The sequence below is a fragment of the Corynebacterium sp. UMB10321 genome (assembly GCF_030228725.1).
GTDB lineage: Bacteria > Actinomycetota > Actinomycetes > Mycobacteriales > Mycobacteriaceae > Corynebacterium > Corynebacterium pseudogenitalium.
In genome coordinates this window covers 14,042-28,947 of sequence record NZ_JASOZC010000014.1, presented here as the reverse complement: position 1 = coordinate 28,947, position 14,906 = coordinate 14,042, and the positions used below count along the sequence as shown (strand labels likewise).

Here is a 14,906-nt window from a genome sequence, read left to right as displayed (position 1 = left end):
GTTTGTGTTTTTGAATGTTGAACTCTGTTATTAGCCTGGCGGGGATTGTGCACGAGATTCAGCGGTGGTGACAGCACCGGTACCTATTGAAATAGTGAGGTTGTGCCGTAGAACATCGATACTCCTTAGCTGCTCAACCAACTGGCGACGCCGTGCGCCGAGCTGTTGCTCGACTGTGCTGAGGTGTTCCACATTCTTGCGAGGCAATACGGGGAAGTACACCGATCCCAACTCGGAGGAGACAGCTTCGTTTATAGCCTTCTCTACGAGGTAGGGAATGCAGACCTGTTCCAAGGGAGTATGGCTGCGTCCACGGAAGGTGCGGCATCGTAGTGCTTGCGCCGGTGCAGTGACTAGCTTGCCGCCTTCCTCATCGATGAGCGCGCGTGGTCTCGGGCTCTTGATGAAGACCACATCCCCTGGTTCTGTGAGGGTGCCGCGCGGTGCAATGTCTTCCAGCCGGAGACGATCGATACAACGTGCGCCCTGTGGAATGCTCCCCAGAATTTCGGGTTCACCGATGAGTTCCAGTTTTGCTACTGCTTCAGGGGCGAGATCACGTTCGGCAATGCGGGAGCCGCTGAGTTTCTGAAGAACTCCGGTTCGCGTATTAGTTGCGGCTTTCCAAGGACGGTATTCAATGCGCGTGGACTCAGTGTCGGCGCGCATGCCGACCTGTGGCTGCGTGTCCTCGAGTCCTATAGAGCTGATGTCCCATCCGGCCTGATGTGCGGTGTGGATGAGGTCAGCAGCCGATACTGCTGGCTTGCTAGTAAAGACGGAATCATCAAGAGAATGAGTGCGGCTGCGCCATGCAGCGGCGGCACGCAGTGTGCGGCCGCGCACAAAGGTGTGCTTGAGAGCATCGTCCGGAGTGGTAAGCATGGTGACCCAGTCCGAGATGAGTCCGGGCGCGGTTACGTCGGGTACGTCTGCAAGCACTACCGGTGCGTCGGCGGAGTTGGCGACTGCAGCGCGGTTGGGGCGCTTGAAGATCCACAAGGCGCCTTGCTGTTGGCCACGGTCAGGGAAAATGCCGCGGGGCAGGCGCGCGCTGTAGCGGAGCGGGGCCAGTGCGCCGGTTTCTGTCGGCGCGAGGAAACGCCGGCGGATACTCTGCGCTGCGGAATCTTCGATGAGTAAGCCTGCGGAGGATACGCAGAGGAGCGCGCCACGGTCATCCAAGTGGTCGAGCCAATCCTGGAGGCCGTCGAAGTACTCTTGGACTTTTTCGGGTTGCGCGGACGTTGCGTGGATGATGAAGGAATCCGAGGGGATCTCCTCGCTGACGTCGAGGAACTCCACGTTGCGGCACGCCAGTTCAGCCCAGAAGAGAGAGGCGGGAGCGCACTCCTTCCGATAACCGATGGTGAGTGACATCGGTTCCGTGAGACTACGGACCAGGTCTGCGACGAGTCCCAGGCTGTATTCATCAGTAGGGATGATGAGCGGTGCAGGACCTGAAACAGTGAGGGCTTCTTTCAAAGCAGAGGTTACGCGCGCAGAGAAGCGAGAAGACAGCAGAACCTGACGTTGAGCGCCGAGATCGTGGGCAAGTCGGGCCAATACTGCAGCAGGCGTGAAAGCCGCCTCGGTGACGAGCTCGGCTGCTTCGTTGATATCGGCGTGCGAGACGGCAGTAGGGGTGCTGTCTGCGGCGCGTTCGTATGAGGCAGTGAGGGCGTCTATGACCTCGGTAGAGGAATCTAGGGAAGGTTCCTCAAAACCCGTGCTGCACTGTAAGAGGCTGAGTGCGGCGTGGGCAGGGTGGCTGAGCAGCATCTGGTAGAGAGAAGAATGGAAGAGTGCATCATCCACCGCGGTAGCACGATGGCCGAGCTGCGTTGTGCGCAGCCAGCCTTGAACATCGGCGACGGCGTAGTAGGAACGGCCGTCATGTTCTTCGTAGGGGGCGGGGAAGGGGGAGGCGGATTCTGCATTAAAGCGCCGGATCCACTCGTTGACCGCAGGGCGTGCGACGCCGGTCATGCGAGCGATGTCGGCGAGCGTCATGGTGGCGGTCATGGTGTGCCTCCTTTCGTAGGGGGAGCGATGGGAAATAGGGGCGAACAGTCATTGCTGATTGCTCTGCTATTCACCATAAGGGAACTTTGGTGCAACCGCTCAAACCTACATTGTTAAACGTCCTTAAGGGTTCTTAAGGCCGATTATCTTAACCCTGAAACGAATGGGTGGGCGCTGCTGCTTGCTGCAAGGTGTGGCGACGGTATAGGTAGCTGGTGTCGGGTGCTTCCGCTACCCTGAGTCACGATATTCATCAGTCATCGAGAGAAAGGACGCGGAATGTCTGTTGCCAGCCCGAATCCCGAAGTCGGATTTAACGTGTGGGTTTTCTACTCCGAGGGCGGTCTTTCAGCGACCTATGCGGTCAAGCCCTATGCGTTCAATGGCGACGCCGAATCAATGCGGGCCATGATGAAAGCTCTCGCGCCCACTGATTTCTATACGGTTCCGCAGCGGACGTACCCGAAACGCTTCCAACTGCACGGCCCCAATGGACAGGTGCTCGAGGGGGCTGTGACCGTGGCGAGCGTCGACGACAAGGTTGTCGAGCAGTTGGTCGAATCTGTGCTCCCGCTGCCGCCTCAGTACGTCAACCGTCAGGGCGTTCCCGGAGATTTCCAGCTGCCGGTTGATACGTTTAATTTTGTGGTGACGTTCGTCGAAGAACGAGAAGACGGCACGCTGTTGCCGCAGGTGTCGGCCTAAAGCCTGCCCACGCGGCTGTTCCACTTCTTGAGTGCGCGGCGGCCGCAGTAGTGGCCGAGGAGTGAGACGGTCGCGGTGTCGAGGGGGAGCTGTGAGCCGAAGCTCAGGGGCATGCCCAGCAACGTCATCGCGAGCACGCGCAGGGCGTGGCCGTGGGTCCAGATCTGCCAGTCGGGGATGGTGGCGATGATGTCCTGGCGGGTCTTTCCCTCGTACTGCCCGTAATTCCACTCGGCGAGGTCCTCGGTGACCTGATAGTCCGAGAATCCGGCGAGTTGGGCGGTTACCTGTGCACGCAGGCGGGGAGACCAGTAAACCGGCTCTTCCGGTTTTAGGGTGCATTGATTAGTTCGCCGGGGGTTCGGGCGTGGCACAAGATATTGGGGTCCTTGGCTTTGTAGGAATAAGGGTGTCTAATCCATCCGTACAAACCAAGGACCTACTGTGCAGCCTAACGGAAATGTCATCGTCGATACCATCTGCCGCACCGCATAACTAGGAGTAACTATCACCGGGGCTGCAGAACACGGCGATGTCACCGTCATCGAAGCCGAGCCCATCGACCCCATCAACGAATGCCCCACGTTCGGGCAGCCTGGAGTATTGCGCGACCACGTCATCCGCAGCTTGATCGATCTACCCATCGTCGGCCACCCAACACGCATTCACGTGCGCCTTCCACGCTACCGGTGCACCAACAAGGCCCGCGCAGAAGATCTTCCGCGCGGGCCTTGCTTGCGCGCCCGACTGCCCGACAATGCAAAGACCACGGACCGGGTGACCCGCTGGATACTGCAACGACTCTGCCTCGATCGGATGAGCGTTGCCGCTGCAGCCAAGTCATGAGGCCTGGGATGGGACACCACCAATGCCTTAGCCTTAGCTGCTGTTCGCGACTTGATCTACAACGACGAGCACTACCTCGACGGGGTCAAGGTCATCGGTGTTGATGAGCATCGCGTATCGCACAACCGACGCAAATGGCGTGATGGATACGTCACCGTCATCGTTGATATGACCGACCACCATGATAAGGATGGAAACGTCGTCCGCCCTGCCCGGCTTGTTGATGTTGTGCCCGGGAAGAAGCGCTGACGCGTTGCGAACATGGCTGAATAATCAAAGCGAGCAGTTTCGTGATCAGGTCAACATCATCAGCATGGACGGCTTCCAAGGCTATGCCACCGCCGCCGGCGAAGTCATTCCCAACGCGACCCAAGTCATGGACCCGTTCCACGTTGTACGCCTGGCTGGTGACAAGCTCACCAAGTGCCGCACCAGGCTCCAGTGAGAAACAACAGGCCGACGTGGCCGCAGCAACGACCCGCTCTATCGCAACCGGAAAACACTGTTGACCACCGAGCGCCTACTCACCGACAAGCAGCGCGAAAGGCTTGAGGAACTGTTTGACTTCGACGACGACTACGCGCCATTACAAGAGACCTGGACCTACTACCAACAAGTCATAAGCTGCTACAACAATCCCAACAAGCAAGCAGCCAAGAAAGCCATGAGCACGCTCATTGACACGCTTGTTGACATCAAAGACGCCGGGATCGCCGAGATCGCGCAGCTAGGCAGGACCATGAACAAGCGCCGCAAAGACATCCTCGCCTACTTCGACCACGCAGCATCCAACGGGCCTGTCGAAGCGATTAACGGCCGCCTGGAATTCCTACGCGGCATCGCCCTGGGATTCCGCAACCTCGACCACTACATCTTGCGGTAGCTGATCCACGCCGCCAACATCCGACACAAAATCAATGCACTCTAAAACCGAAAGAGCCGGTTTTAGAGGCGAAACCGACCTACGGTGATAGGGCTGTAAATTGGCACTGGCGGGCCAGCCTCCCGCGACGCTAGATGGTTCTTTCCCCGCAGCTCAGGGGTGAGCTAGCAAACTGAATTCGTGGTCAATCATGATCTCAAAACACTTCTTCTCGATTGCGGAGAGGCTGGAAATACTAATCTCACTGTTGCGACATAGTTCGTACCGGATCGGCCATTCAGGTGACCACTCGGCCATCCGCGCATCATTCCAGTTGCCAGGAGTCGTATATGTGGTGCACAACAGCTCTCGCAGGTTAGTAGTAAATTTAGAGACCCCGTGGTTATGATTTTCGAGCTCATATGAGTAGTGGAGCAGACACACCGCGAGTATGGGGTTCATTTGATTCCGTAAGGCTTCCGCGTCCGAGACGCTTAATGGCAAGCTGGGCGGGAATTGGCTGGCTGATCCGGTGCCATTTTTTCTGAGCACTTGTTGCACAAAGTCGCCGATTACGTGGCTCAGATCGAGGGTCAAGAGCTCCGAAAGGTAAATCAGCCAACATGTAAACTCGACAGACCCAATGCGAAGCGAATCTCGGAATAGTTTTGTCAAGAACTCCTTCACAGATAGAGATTTCGCGATTCTGGGTATCAGCTCGGGCGAGTCAGCAATTGTCTGGGTATAGCCTTGGATTAATTCTGGATGCATCGGGAGAAGATACATAGATTCGACCAAGAACTCGTAAAAGAGACCTGCTTCTTTGGCCTTTGTGAGCAGACTCGGCCATAAGTACCTAGGTAATGACATTTTTTGGTGCTTTTGGGAGAACTGATGTATTTCCACAATAAAGACTTTTAGTTTTCCTCGAGATGGGAACTCGCGCCATGTTTCTAGAAACTGATTAGCGATAGTGCCGATATCGTTCGCGAGGAAGTCAAAAACCGTCGAGTAAGATTGTTTAGTGTGGTTAAGTGTTAGTGAGTATTTCTTCAAGATCATCGAAATATCGCTGATCAGTTCCGATGGATCGGTTGACGCTGGTATCAAAATTTCGACGTCATCTACGTGACGGCGAAAATCGAGCTCGCCCTTGCGCTTCGCGTCTTGTAGGTATTTGTCGAGTTCGTTAAGAATTATTTCAGCCGCGATATTAGAAGTGATCGGACCGATAGACACCCCATCCGTGCGGTTATTACGCACATGTGTGTATGCGTAATCTATCGAGCTGCCTAGTGATTTTTTCGCATTAAATCTTCCTTTGGAGATCGCCCAGTCCAACGCGTGCGTATAGATCGAGGGAAAGAAATTGGCTATGTCTAGGGCTAGCACCCTTGGTTCATCGAACGAGGAGCGCCCATTTACGAATGGCGCGGCTTCGTCCAGGGCCGACAGCCATTCGTCTTCTCTATCGCCATAGTTAAACGCAATTATTCGACTTGAATTTGAATCGAAGCGTGGCCTCAGGAGAGATTCCTCTGTGTCGCAAAGCTGTCCTAGCTTATCCCATTTGTCGATTAGTACCTTACCCAGCTTGGCGTAAGGCCACGGGTGGGGAAATTCTAAGAACCGAACCTTTCCATCGAATCGAACTACTTGATAGCCGCACGGCCCCACAAAATCGCACCGTCTAGCCTTAGAATCGCCATTCGATGGGTCCGCGATGGATGGAATGGATGCTAGCGCATCCATTAGGTCTTTTGTGAAAGATTCGGTTGAAATGATCGGGGGCAAGGCAGGGTATTTGTTGATGAAGTTTAGCCACTGCCTCCTAAAAATTGCGTTGAAGAGTATTGTCTTTTCGTCGACAGCTGAAGTGGTCAAGACCGGATCCCTTCGCCAATTTTGATTCCTTCTGAGAAAACAATCATAAGCACAGGAGGGGTGGCGATCCGGACTTTTAGTCGAAAAACAATTGCTTTCCTTGAAGGTGGTGTTCAGCGCTTTCTTTTGCTCCCGAACAGAATTGCGGTGGGCGAAGCTGGCGTCAAGAAGTAATAGATGAGGGTGTCAGGAAGGTTGTGTGTGAGGCTCTGATCTAGAAGGAGTTTCACCGATAATGACTACGGTGTCACCGAAGAAAAGCCATGACCCGGCGAGGGTCAACGAGATCAGCGAGAAGCTGATGGAAAACCCTGAGCTCGCCAGCTTGATCAGCGAACTGTCGGCCTCCGCTGATGATGCAAGCGAGCTGGTCAAAGGCCTGCTACAGGCATCGATCAACGCTGGTCTACAGGCGGAGATGGATGCGCACTTGGGCTACAGCCATTCCGACCGCAACGCCAAAGCCCAGCAACATCTAACACAAGCATACTGCGCAGCGGGCTACAGATACACCACACTAGAGGACACAACCTGAGCTGGTCCGAGCAACTGGGGGAGAGGCAGCGTGATGGTGACCAACAGGTGTGCCAGGGGACGAGGTGAGTGGCGGAGCGGGCGTCGAGAAGTAGACATTGTCAACTGAGTTGACAATGTCTACTCAGTAACGTTTATAATGTTTACAACAGAAACCCCCTCCGAGCTTCTCATTAGAACAGCGTCATATGAGAGGGGGGCTTTTGATATTCTAGCTCGATGAACCGACGTAAAATATTTTTCCCTGTCGAGCAGCAAGCATCCTTACTAGAAAAACGGGGCCTACTTCTTCCTCCGAGAAATGAAACGCAGACATTCCTGACGCGCCATAACTACTACCGCTTCTCGGGCTACATGCGCTATTTTCAAACTGACTTAGCCAGTGGCGACACCACGTTTAAACCGGGAACGCATTGGGATGAAATAGCCGATATCTATTACTTGGACTCAACGCTTCGTACTTACCTCCTACGAGGAATCCAAACTGCGGAAGTTGCTATTAGGAGCGCATTTTCCCTCAGCGAGTGCTCACTGCATTCGCCCTATGAACAGTATCTCCAGACCAACGCCTACAGACCCCCGAAGAACAACAGAGTCCTAGCAACCGAGCTTCTTATTGCCAGTGAACTAGAGCGCTCGAGGGAACCTTTTATACAGAAATACCGCGACGATACTTCGCGAACAGATAATGATTGGAAAAAGGATGTTCCAGTTTGGGCAGCCGTAGAGGCCCTTTCTCTTGGAACGCTCTCCAAAGCTATTCAGTTCCGAAATGACGATAACGAGGTTTACAGCGAAACCTGCAAGATTTTGGAAGTACGTAGACCATTCCTTGCCACGCAAATGCGGTCATTCACCTTTACCAGGAATAAGTGTGCACACTCATCCCGTCTCTGGAACAGCTATGTGCTCGATCAACCCTCCATACCTCGCGGCGCGAAGCAGAGAGCAAACGAACGTCTCGGTGGTACCTACGACGCCAATTCAGTTATGGCAGTGATCATCGCGCTCGACTTCTTCCTGGAGCGGACAAAGCTACAATCCGGGTTCCTAGATGGATACTTGAAACTCGTCGAAGACTCCCCGGCCTTCCACCACGGCATCACGCACCCCCGCCATTCTTAGAGTGCTGCGTTCTTCCACCAACGCGATGCGTTCGTGTCCGGCGAAGCGGCTCGCGGAGCGAAGCTGGCGTCGAAAAGTACAGCTTGGCTCACGGTCTCACCATGCTCATTGACTAACCCAAAAACGAGCTTTAGTGAAGGAACTTCACATTTAACCGTAAGCCTATTGGCAGGAAAAGAAAGCATTCATGACTCAACCTGGACCACACTCCGAACAGCCCGAACCAACGCCTCAGGGCCACCCATCCCCGTACCAAACGTCGGCACCAGAGCAGCCAGTGCCGCCTATGTAAGCGCAGCCTATGCAGCCTGAGAAAACCAAGAACACGCTGGGCATTATCGCCCTCATCGTCGCGATCCTCGGACTCATTCTCGCGTGCGTGAAGGGCGCGCTGATCGCGGGGTGGATCCTGCTGCCGATCGCGTTCATCCTGGGCATCGTGTCCCTGTTCATGAAGAACAAGAAGAAGGGCATGGGCATCGCAGCGATCGTGGTCTCAATGGTGGGTGCGGTTGTAGCGCCGGTCATGTTCCTGGCGTACGTTACCGACGCCGCCGACGAAGCACTCAACGCACCTCCCGCCCAGACCGGCCCGGATGGTAAGACCATCGAGAACAAGGGCAAGGACGCGCAAGGCACGAGCCGCGACAACCCGCTGCCGATGGGCTCCACCGTCGAGTCCAAAGAATGGCCCTACACCATCAACAGCGTCGACCTCAACGCCACCGACGCCGTCATAGCCGAAAACCCATTTAACGACGCCCCCTCCGACGGCCAGCAGTACATCCTGATCAACGTCACCGCCACCTACACCGGCAACGACCCAGAAGGATCCATCCCACTCGGCTCGGTTGCGTACGTCTCCGCCGACGGCAACACGTTCGCCGCCCACGACAGCCTCGCCGTCGCCCCGGACGCGTTCGACCAGATCACCACCCTGTACGAAGGCGCAAGCACCACCGGCAACATTGCTATCGCGGTACCTTCGGAAGGAATCGAGAACGGCGTGCTGGCGGTCTCGCCAGACATGTTCTCAGGCAAGTCCTTCGTGGCGGTGCAGTAGTTAGTTTCTTGGGCTCCCCTCCAGGTCGCTGGTAGGGGAGTTTTTTCGTGTTCGGTTGGGCGGCGGGCGCACCAAAATCCGGGTTTCCTGTTTGCCTCGTTTGTGTTTTCCCAGGTTGCTGCCCTCTCGTGCTGGGTTGTGGTGCACAGCTAACGCCCAGGAAGCTCCCTTAGTTGCTTGTGCGCCTCTGGCGCCCTCTCGAGCTGGGTTAAAAGCGTGGGCTTAATGGAGTGCGATGCAGGTCGCGGAAAATCGGCCAGGCTGGGTGAGAAAGCGCGACCTGCATCGCACGCTTCCAATCGAACGCTTTGAGCGCACAGGAGGCGTGCCACGCGGAGAACCAGGTCGGGGCTGTCGCGCTTGGTCTCGGTCGTGCCGTTCGTGTTTGTCGGGTTGCCGTGGTGAGCTAACAGTGGTGAGTGAACAGGGGTGAGCTACCCCTTGAACGCCCGCACCGCGTCGGCGAGCACGGCCGTTGACCAGGCGCGGATGCGGGTAGTCAGGCTCAGGCTGATGTCCGGGGTGAGCTCGCGACGGAACACTTCCAGGTTCCGTGGACCAGGACGGCCAGATGGCTGCGCATACGTACAAGTCACGATGTATTCGGGACGATCGGTAGCCTGCGGGTCGGCGAACACGCTAAAGTTCGCGGTCACTTGGGAGCCGGAAGATGAGGTCGGCGTGAGGGAGAAGGAAAAGCCGTCGGCGTCGGAAATGACGGGGAGGTAGCCGGTATCGGCGCAGGTTGGAGTGGTGCAGGTACGGGCGATGGTGGCGTCGAAAAGAGGGTGCTGGAGTGCACCGAACTGGCGCTCGAGCTCCGTGAACACCATGTCCGCGAGGCGGAGCGCGGAGGCATCGCCGAGGTCAGCGAGGGCGGAATCGACGTCATCCGTGCCGCCGAGTTCGACCATCGCGACGTTCATCGTGTCAATCGCCCGCTGCTCAATGAAATCAATGAACGGGCGAAACACACCCGCATCGGCGCTCTCGAGGGCGTCGTAGTAGTGGTGCTTCTGGTCGTCGAAATTACAAGGGGGATGCCCGGATCCCGATACAAAAACACCGACGCCAACGCGCGCGCCACACGCCCATTGCCATCAGCAAACGGGTGCACGCACACAAACGCATAATGCACATACGACGCCTGCACCACCGGATGCGCCGCCACAAACTCATCCAAACGGCACTGCTCCACCAGCCGCCGCATCTCACTCGGCGTCTCCTCCGGGGACGCATACACGTGCTGCGAACCATCCGGGCGCACCGGGGAATTCTGCTGGGACTTATACACGCCACGCTGCAGCGGCTGCTTCTGGCTCGCCATGATCGTTTCGTGCAGGCGACGGATCAACGCCTCCGTCAACGGCCAGCGGCACGTAGCCACATCAAGCGCCAAGTTGTAGCCGTCCATCGCCGCTTCAAACGACGGCCGCACATGGACACCGCGCTCCTCCATCGCAGATTCCCAACCATGCGCCTGCTTCGCCACCGAATACGTAAAACCACGATCCGAACGAAACACCCCCTCAATCGCATTCGTATCGACGGCAGCAAAGCGCGTCGACTCACGCGAATAGCGAGCACGCTGCTCCGCCCCAAAACGCCGAAACTCGGCAGCAAGTCGCTCAAACGCCCCATGCCCATTCGCCTGGTTGGACCACTCAGCAAACGCCGGAAAAGGAACGTACGCAGCGGAATCGTTCACGGTACACCTCCCCAACCTCGGCGTGTCCTCATTGGCACAGACTCTAACACGAACACACCCCCACGCCAGCCCCCAGAAGGTGAACAACCGGCGGACGGGCTGGGAAAAGGCCTGGTGGGAGGTGAACAATAGGTAAAAAGTGGAAAAGAGTTTCATTCCCGGCGGGGGAGGAGAATAATGCCAGGTTGTGAGTATCACTATCCTTCTGATTCTGATTATCGCCGTGGCACTGTTCTTCGACTTCACGAACGGTTTTCACGACACGGCGAACGCGATGGCCACATCCATCGCGACGGGGGCGCTCAAGCCGAAAACGGCGGTGGCGCTCGCGGGCGTCCTTAATTTAATAGGTGCGTTCCTGTCGGTGGCGGTGGCGAAGACGGTGGCGAGTGGCATCGTGAAGTTGGACGGGTTCGATCTGTCCAACACCATCGAATCCGAGAAGCTGCTGCTCGTGGTGTTCGCCGGGCTGACCGGTGCCATCATGTGGAACCTGTTCACGTGGCTGTACGGGATTCCATCATCGTCCTCGCATGCGCTGTTCGGTGGGCTGATCGGTGCTGCGATCGCGGCGATTGGCTGGGGAGGCGTCGTCTGGGAAGGCGTCCTGGACAAAATCATCCTGCCGGCCGTGTTTGCGCCGTTCGTCGCGGGGATCATCGCGGCCGTCGCGACGTGGCTGGTCTACCGACTCACCGCCAACGCCGAACACGAGCACCGCGACACCTACTTCCGCTGGGGGCAGGTCGGCACCGCGTCACTCGTCGCGCTCGCGCACGGCACGTCCGACGCCCAGAAAACCATGGGCGTCATCTTCCTCGCCATGGTCGCCGCCGGGCAATTCGACGCGGACCACACCATGCCCTTCTGGATCCAAGCAGCGTGCGCACTGGCCATCGCCATCGGCACCTACTCGGGCGGATTCCGCGTCATCCGCACACTGGGCAAAGGGCTCGTCGAAATCCACCCGCCGCAGGGCCTCGCCGCCGAAACATCGTCGGCAGCAATCATCCTCACCTCCTCCCACCTCGGCATGGCCTTATCGACGACCCACGTCGCCACCGGCTCCATCATGGGCTCCGGGCTCACGGGCCCAAAGGGTGAGGTGCGCTGGGGAGTCGCCGGAAGGATGGCGCTCGCCTGGATCACCACACTGCCGATCGCGGCAGCCATCTCCTTCGTCACGTTGTGGGTGGCGAAGTGGGCGTCGACAATTGGAGGCGACCTCGTCTGGGGAGGCATCCTCCTCACCGTCATCCTGGCAATCGGCGGCGGATACATGTTCTACCGCGCGCAACTGCAGCCCGTACACCGCGACAACGTCAACGACGACTGGGACCCAATCGACGGCCCCGAAGGCCCCCAAACCGGACCGACCGGGCCCGCGCACATCGTCGACACCACCCACGGACTCAACCACCACCTGGGCAAATAGGAGACACCAATGCTGAAATCACTACTCATGGTCCTCGGCGTAGGCCTGCTCCTCGGCGCCGGGCTGCCCACCCTGTTTTCGATGAGCATCCACTTCCTGTCCCCAGCCGAAGACGGCACGGCGGCGAGCGGAGTGCGGCGGGTCGTTGGCTGGGTCTTTTTGGCGATCGTGCTGGTCGCCGTGGTCGCCGCCATTTTGCTGATCGCGCGCGAACGGATCGAATACTTCACCGGGTGGGACCCGTACCCGTTCCTGTAGGTTTTCGTTCCGGTCGAGGTGTTAAAGGAGTGCGACGCTGGTCGCCGAAAATCGACCCGGGCCGGTGCGAATGCGCGACCTGCATCGCACGCTTCTAATCCCACGCTTTGAATGGATCGGGGTATTTCTGCGGTTCAGCCGTAGAGCCTGATTGCCCGAGAATCAGGGAAAGGCCCGGATAGCAATCGGTGCGATTACGATCCGGACCTTTATGGCGTTAGTGGCCAAACTGCTCGCGGATGTTGTCCGCGAGCTGACCGGTTGGCCGACTAACTAGTCTCACGAAGCCCTTCACTTTGCTTGGCGGCGGGTGAGGGGCTTCGCCTTTACGCTGACATGGAGGCATTGGGTTGCTTCATGTCATACCCCACCATAAACGAGTTGTTGCTCTTCGGCTCAAGCCTGGGGAAATGAGTGTGCTGGCCACCGGGGCTCGTTCCAGAAATACCTGCGACACGCCAATAGTGGGTGTTGACAAACTAATTTTGTGGCCCTAGAGTTACCTCAACGTGAACAGAAGGTTAACAACCTTCACACTTTGAAAGGAGGGACCCACATGATGCAGTTGATCAACCAAATCCGCACGTGGTTCCGCGACGAGAACAACGGCGTTGCCACCGGCATCGACGTGCTACCGCTCGCAGTCCTTCCACGGGCATAATTGCAAATGGGTTTGAGCCCGCACCCCTAGCTTTCGTGGCTGGGGGTGCGGGTTTTTGCGTTGGTGAGGGGGTTGGACGCACCAGATTTCAGGATTTCGGGAAAGTGCCGAGACAAAAGACCAGGTCGCAGGTTGGGCGGGAGGGAATGTGGTGTCCCTCCCAACCGAGTGAGTGCCAAAGGACGCAACCCCTTTTTCACGACCTGGGCTTTTGCCGGATCCGGCAGATGGAATTGCGTCCTTTGGCACTGCTGCGAGGAGGCGCGCACCAGATTCCGGGATTTTGGGAGGGGGCGGGCGGAAAAGCCCAGGTCGCCGCAACGTCCAAAGGGAATGTGGTGCACAGGCCATGCACAGGGAACGCGCAGGCAGGCGCGGGAAGAAAAAAGGGCCCCACGAGGGACCCTCAAGAACCCAAAACTAGTGGGCGACGGTGTGGCCGGCCTCGCGTTCGTTGGAGGAGCTGGTCATGGAGGCGAGGACTTCGCTGATGTGGAGGTCGCCGATGGGGGCTTGCTCGGGGTCGTCGAAGAGTTGGTCGCCGAGGATGTTGTAGACGTAGTCGAGGTCCTTGTCGCCGCGGCCGGAAAGGTTGACCAGCAGGTTGAGCTCGTGGCCGTCGGCGTCGGCGACTTCGGCGAGCTTCAGGGCGTAGGCCAGGGCGTGGGAGGACTCGAGGGCGGGGATGATGCCCTCGTAGCGGGAGAGCAGGCGGAAGGCCTGGAGGGCGTCCTCGTCGGTGACGGCGACGTATTGGGCGCGGCCGATCTCGCGGAGGTAGGCGTGCTCGGGGCCGACGCCTGGGTAGTCCAGGCCGGCGGAGACGGAGAAGGACTCGGGGAGGACTTCGCCGTCCTGACCAGTGACGATGTAGGAGCGGGAGCCGTGCAGGATGCCCAGCTTGCCGTGGTTGAGCGGCGCGCCGTGGCGGTCGGTGTCCAGGCCTTCGCCGGCGGGTTCGACGCCGATGAGTTTGACGTCGGCGTTGCCGGGCTCGTCCTTCAGGTATTCGGCGAAGGCGCCGATGGCGTTGGAGCCGCCGCCGACGGCGGCGATGACGGCGTCGGGGAGTCGGCCGGTGTCCTCGAGCATCTGCTGGCGGGACTCGCGGGAGATGACGGCCTGGAACTCCTTGACCAGGGTCGGGAATGGGTGGGGGCCGCAGGCGGAGCCGAGGACGTAGTGGGTGGAGTCGATGTGCTCGACCCAGTCCTGCAGGGCGATGTCGATGGCGTTGGACATGGAGCCGCCGGCGTCGTTGGTGACGGGGACGACGGTCGCACCCATCAGGCGCATGCGGCGCACGTTCGGTTGCTGGCGGGCGACATCCTGCGCGCCCATGTAAATCGTGCACTCCATACCCATCAGCGCTGCGACCATGGCAGTGGCGGTGCCGTGCTGGCCGGCGCCGGTCTCCGCGATGAGACGGTTCTTGCCCAGCCGCTTCGCGATCAGCGCCTGCGCCAGCACCTGGTTGCCCTTGTGGGCGCCGCCGTGCGCGAGGTCTTCACGCTTCAGGAAAATTTTCGACGACCCAACCCTCGGCAGGTTGGCACATTCATAGACCGGAGTCGGTCGGCCGAGGAACTTCGCTTGGAGGCGCGAGAGCTCGTCGAGAAACTCTTTGTCCTCGCGGGCCTCGACGAAGGCGCGCTCCAGCTGATCGAGCACCGGGTAGAGCGGCTCGGGCACGTACTGTCCGCCGAACTCTCCGAAATATGCAGGTAGAAGCGTGTCGCGCTCGATCTTTTCCACATCGGTCATGGTGAATTTCCTCCGCGTTTGTGAACCTTTGTTGTG

General features: G+C 58.2%; 11 protein-coding genes and 2 pseudogenes. 7 read left to right on the top strand and 6 right to left on the bottom strand.

What is annotated here, in order from left to right; genetic code table 11:
* Nucleotides 1-30: 30 nt before the first annotated feature.
* A complete protein-coding gene (locus QP752_RS10665) occupies nt 31-2,025 on the bottom strand; it encodes an AlpA family transcriptional regulator (protein ID WP_070975398.1) in 1,995 nt (664 codons plus the stop codon).
* Nucleotides 2,026-2,304: 279 nt separating this feature from the next.
* Here QP752_RS10665 and QP752_RS10660 point away from each other — a divergent pair, with 279 nt between their 5' ends.
* The gene (locus QP752_RS10660; protein WP_070975399.1) at nt 2,305-2,730 is read left to right on the top strand and encodes a hypothetical protein; all 426 of its coding nucleotides are present in this window, start codon (nt 2,305-2,307) and stop codon (nt 2,728-2,730) included.
* Here the strand turns inward: QP752_RS10660 and QP752_RS10655 are convergent.
* Complete coding sequence (locus QP752_RS10655; RefSeq protein WP_284805476.1) at nt 2,727-3,104, bottom strand: histidine phosphatase family protein; 378 nt, start codon at nt 3,102-3,104, stop codon at nt 2,727-2,729. The two genes, QP752_RS10660 and QP752_RS10655, sit on opposite strands and share 4 nt — an antisense overlap.
* A gap of 133 nt (nt 3,105-3,237) precedes the next feature.
* Here QP752_RS10655 and QP752_RS10650 point away from each other — a divergent pair.
* Nucleotides 3,238-4,459: pseudogene (locus QP752_RS10650) on the top strand (ISL3 family transposase).
* Nucleotides 4,460-4,612: 153 nt separating this feature from the next.
* On the opposite strand, the gene QP752_RS10645 reads toward QP752_RS10650, so the two are convergent.
* A complete protein-coding gene (locus QP752_RS10645) occupies nt 4,613-6,322 on the bottom strand; it encodes an RNA-directed DNA polymerase (protein WP_070975400.1) in 1,710 nt (569 codons plus the stop codon).
* A gap of 235 nt (nt 6,323-6,557) precedes the next feature.
* Between QP752_RS10645 and QP752_RS10640 the strand changes: the two are divergent.
* The 3 genes and pseudogenes from QP752_RS10640 to QP752_RS10630 all read left to right on the top strand — a co-directional run.
* Nucleotides 6,558-6,776: pseudogene (locus QP752_RS10640) on the top strand (IS256 family transposase); the annotation flags it as partial.
* A gap of 299 nt (nt 6,777-7,075) precedes the next feature.
* Complete coding sequence (locus QP752_RS10635) at nt 7,076-7,981, top strand: Abi family protein (protein WP_284805475.1); 906 nt, start codon at nt 7,076-7,078, stop codon at nt 7,979-7,981.
* A 301-nt stretch (nt 7,982-8,282) separates the two neighbouring features.
* Nucleotides 8,283-9,044 carry a hypothetical protein gene (locus QP752_RS10630; RefSeq protein ID WP_284805474.1) on the top strand — a complete coding sequence of 254 codons (762 nt, stop codon included), beginning with the start codon at nt 8,283-8,285 and terminating at the stop codon, nt 9,042-9,044.
* 434 nt (nt 9,045-9,478) lie between these two features.
* Here QP752_RS10630 and QP752_RS10625 read toward each other — a convergent pair whose 3' ends face one another.
* A complete protein-coding gene (locus QP752_RS10625) occupies nt 9,479-9,970 on the bottom strand; it encodes a hypothetical protein (RefSeq protein WP_284805473.1) in 492 nt (163 codons plus the stop codon).
* Entirely contained in the window at nt 9,967-10,752 is a 786-nt protein-coding gene (locus tag QP752_RS10620) for a Fic family protein (protein ID WP_284805472.1), read from the bottom strand. Before QP752_RS10620 ends, QP752_RS10625 begins: the two co-directional genes overlap by 4 nt.
* A gap of 187 nt (nt 10,753-10,939) precedes the next feature.
* On the opposite strand from QP752_RS10620, the gene QP752_RS10615 reads away from it, so the two are divergent.
* Entirely contained in the window at nt 10,940-12,187 is a 1,248-nt protein-coding gene (locus QP752_RS10615; RefSeq protein ID WP_284805471.1) for an inorganic phosphate transporter, read from the top strand.
* Nucleotides 12,188-12,196: 9 nt separating this feature from the next.
* Nucleotides 12,197-12,445, top strand: a complete 249-nt coding sequence (locus QP752_RS10610) for a hypothetical protein (protein WP_256042063.1) — start codon at nt 12,197-12,199, stop codon at nt 12,443-12,445.
* Nucleotides 12,446-13,526: 1,081 nt separating this feature from the next.
* Here QP752_RS10610 and trpB read toward each other — a convergent pair.
* A complete protein-coding gene (gene trpB, locus QP752_RS10605; RefSeq protein ID WP_070975406.1) occupies nt 13,527-14,870 on the bottom strand; it encodes a tryptophan synthase subunit beta in 1,344 nt (447 codons plus the stop codon).
* Between the last annotated feature and the right edge of the window lie 36 nt (nt 14,871-14,906).

What these genes read in the sequence shown, in the direction of transcription:
- QP752_RS10665 (WP_070975398.1), bottom strand. Translation starts at nt 2,025, where the DNA reads ATGACCGCCACCATGACGCTCGCCGACATCGCTCGCATGACCGGCGTC.
- QP752_RS10660 (WP_070975399.1), top strand. Translation starts at nt 2,305, where the DNA reads ATGTCTGTTGCCAGCCCGAATCCCGAAGTCGGATTTAACGTGTGGGTT.
- QP752_RS10635 (WP_284805475.1), top strand. Translation starts at nt 7,076, where the DNA reads ATGAACCGACGTAAAATATTTTTCCCTGTCGAGCAGCAAGCATCCTTA.
- QP752_RS10630 (WP_284805474.1), top strand. Translation starts at nt 8,283, where the DNA reads ATGCAGCCTGAGAAAACCAAGAACACGCTGGGCATTATCGCCCTCATC.
- QP752_RS10625 (WP_284805473.1), bottom strand. Translation starts at nt 9,970, where the DNA reads ATGAACGTCGCGATGGTCGAACTCGGCGGCACGGATGACGTCGATTCC.
- QP752_RS10610 (WP_256042063.1), top strand. Translation starts at nt 12,197, where the DNA reads ATGCTGAAATCACTACTCATGGTCCTCGGCGTAGGCCTGCTCCTCGGC.
- trpB (WP_070975406.1), bottom strand. Translation starts at nt 14,870, where the DNA reads ATGACCGATGTGGAAAAGATCGAGCGCGACACGCTTCTACCTGCATAT.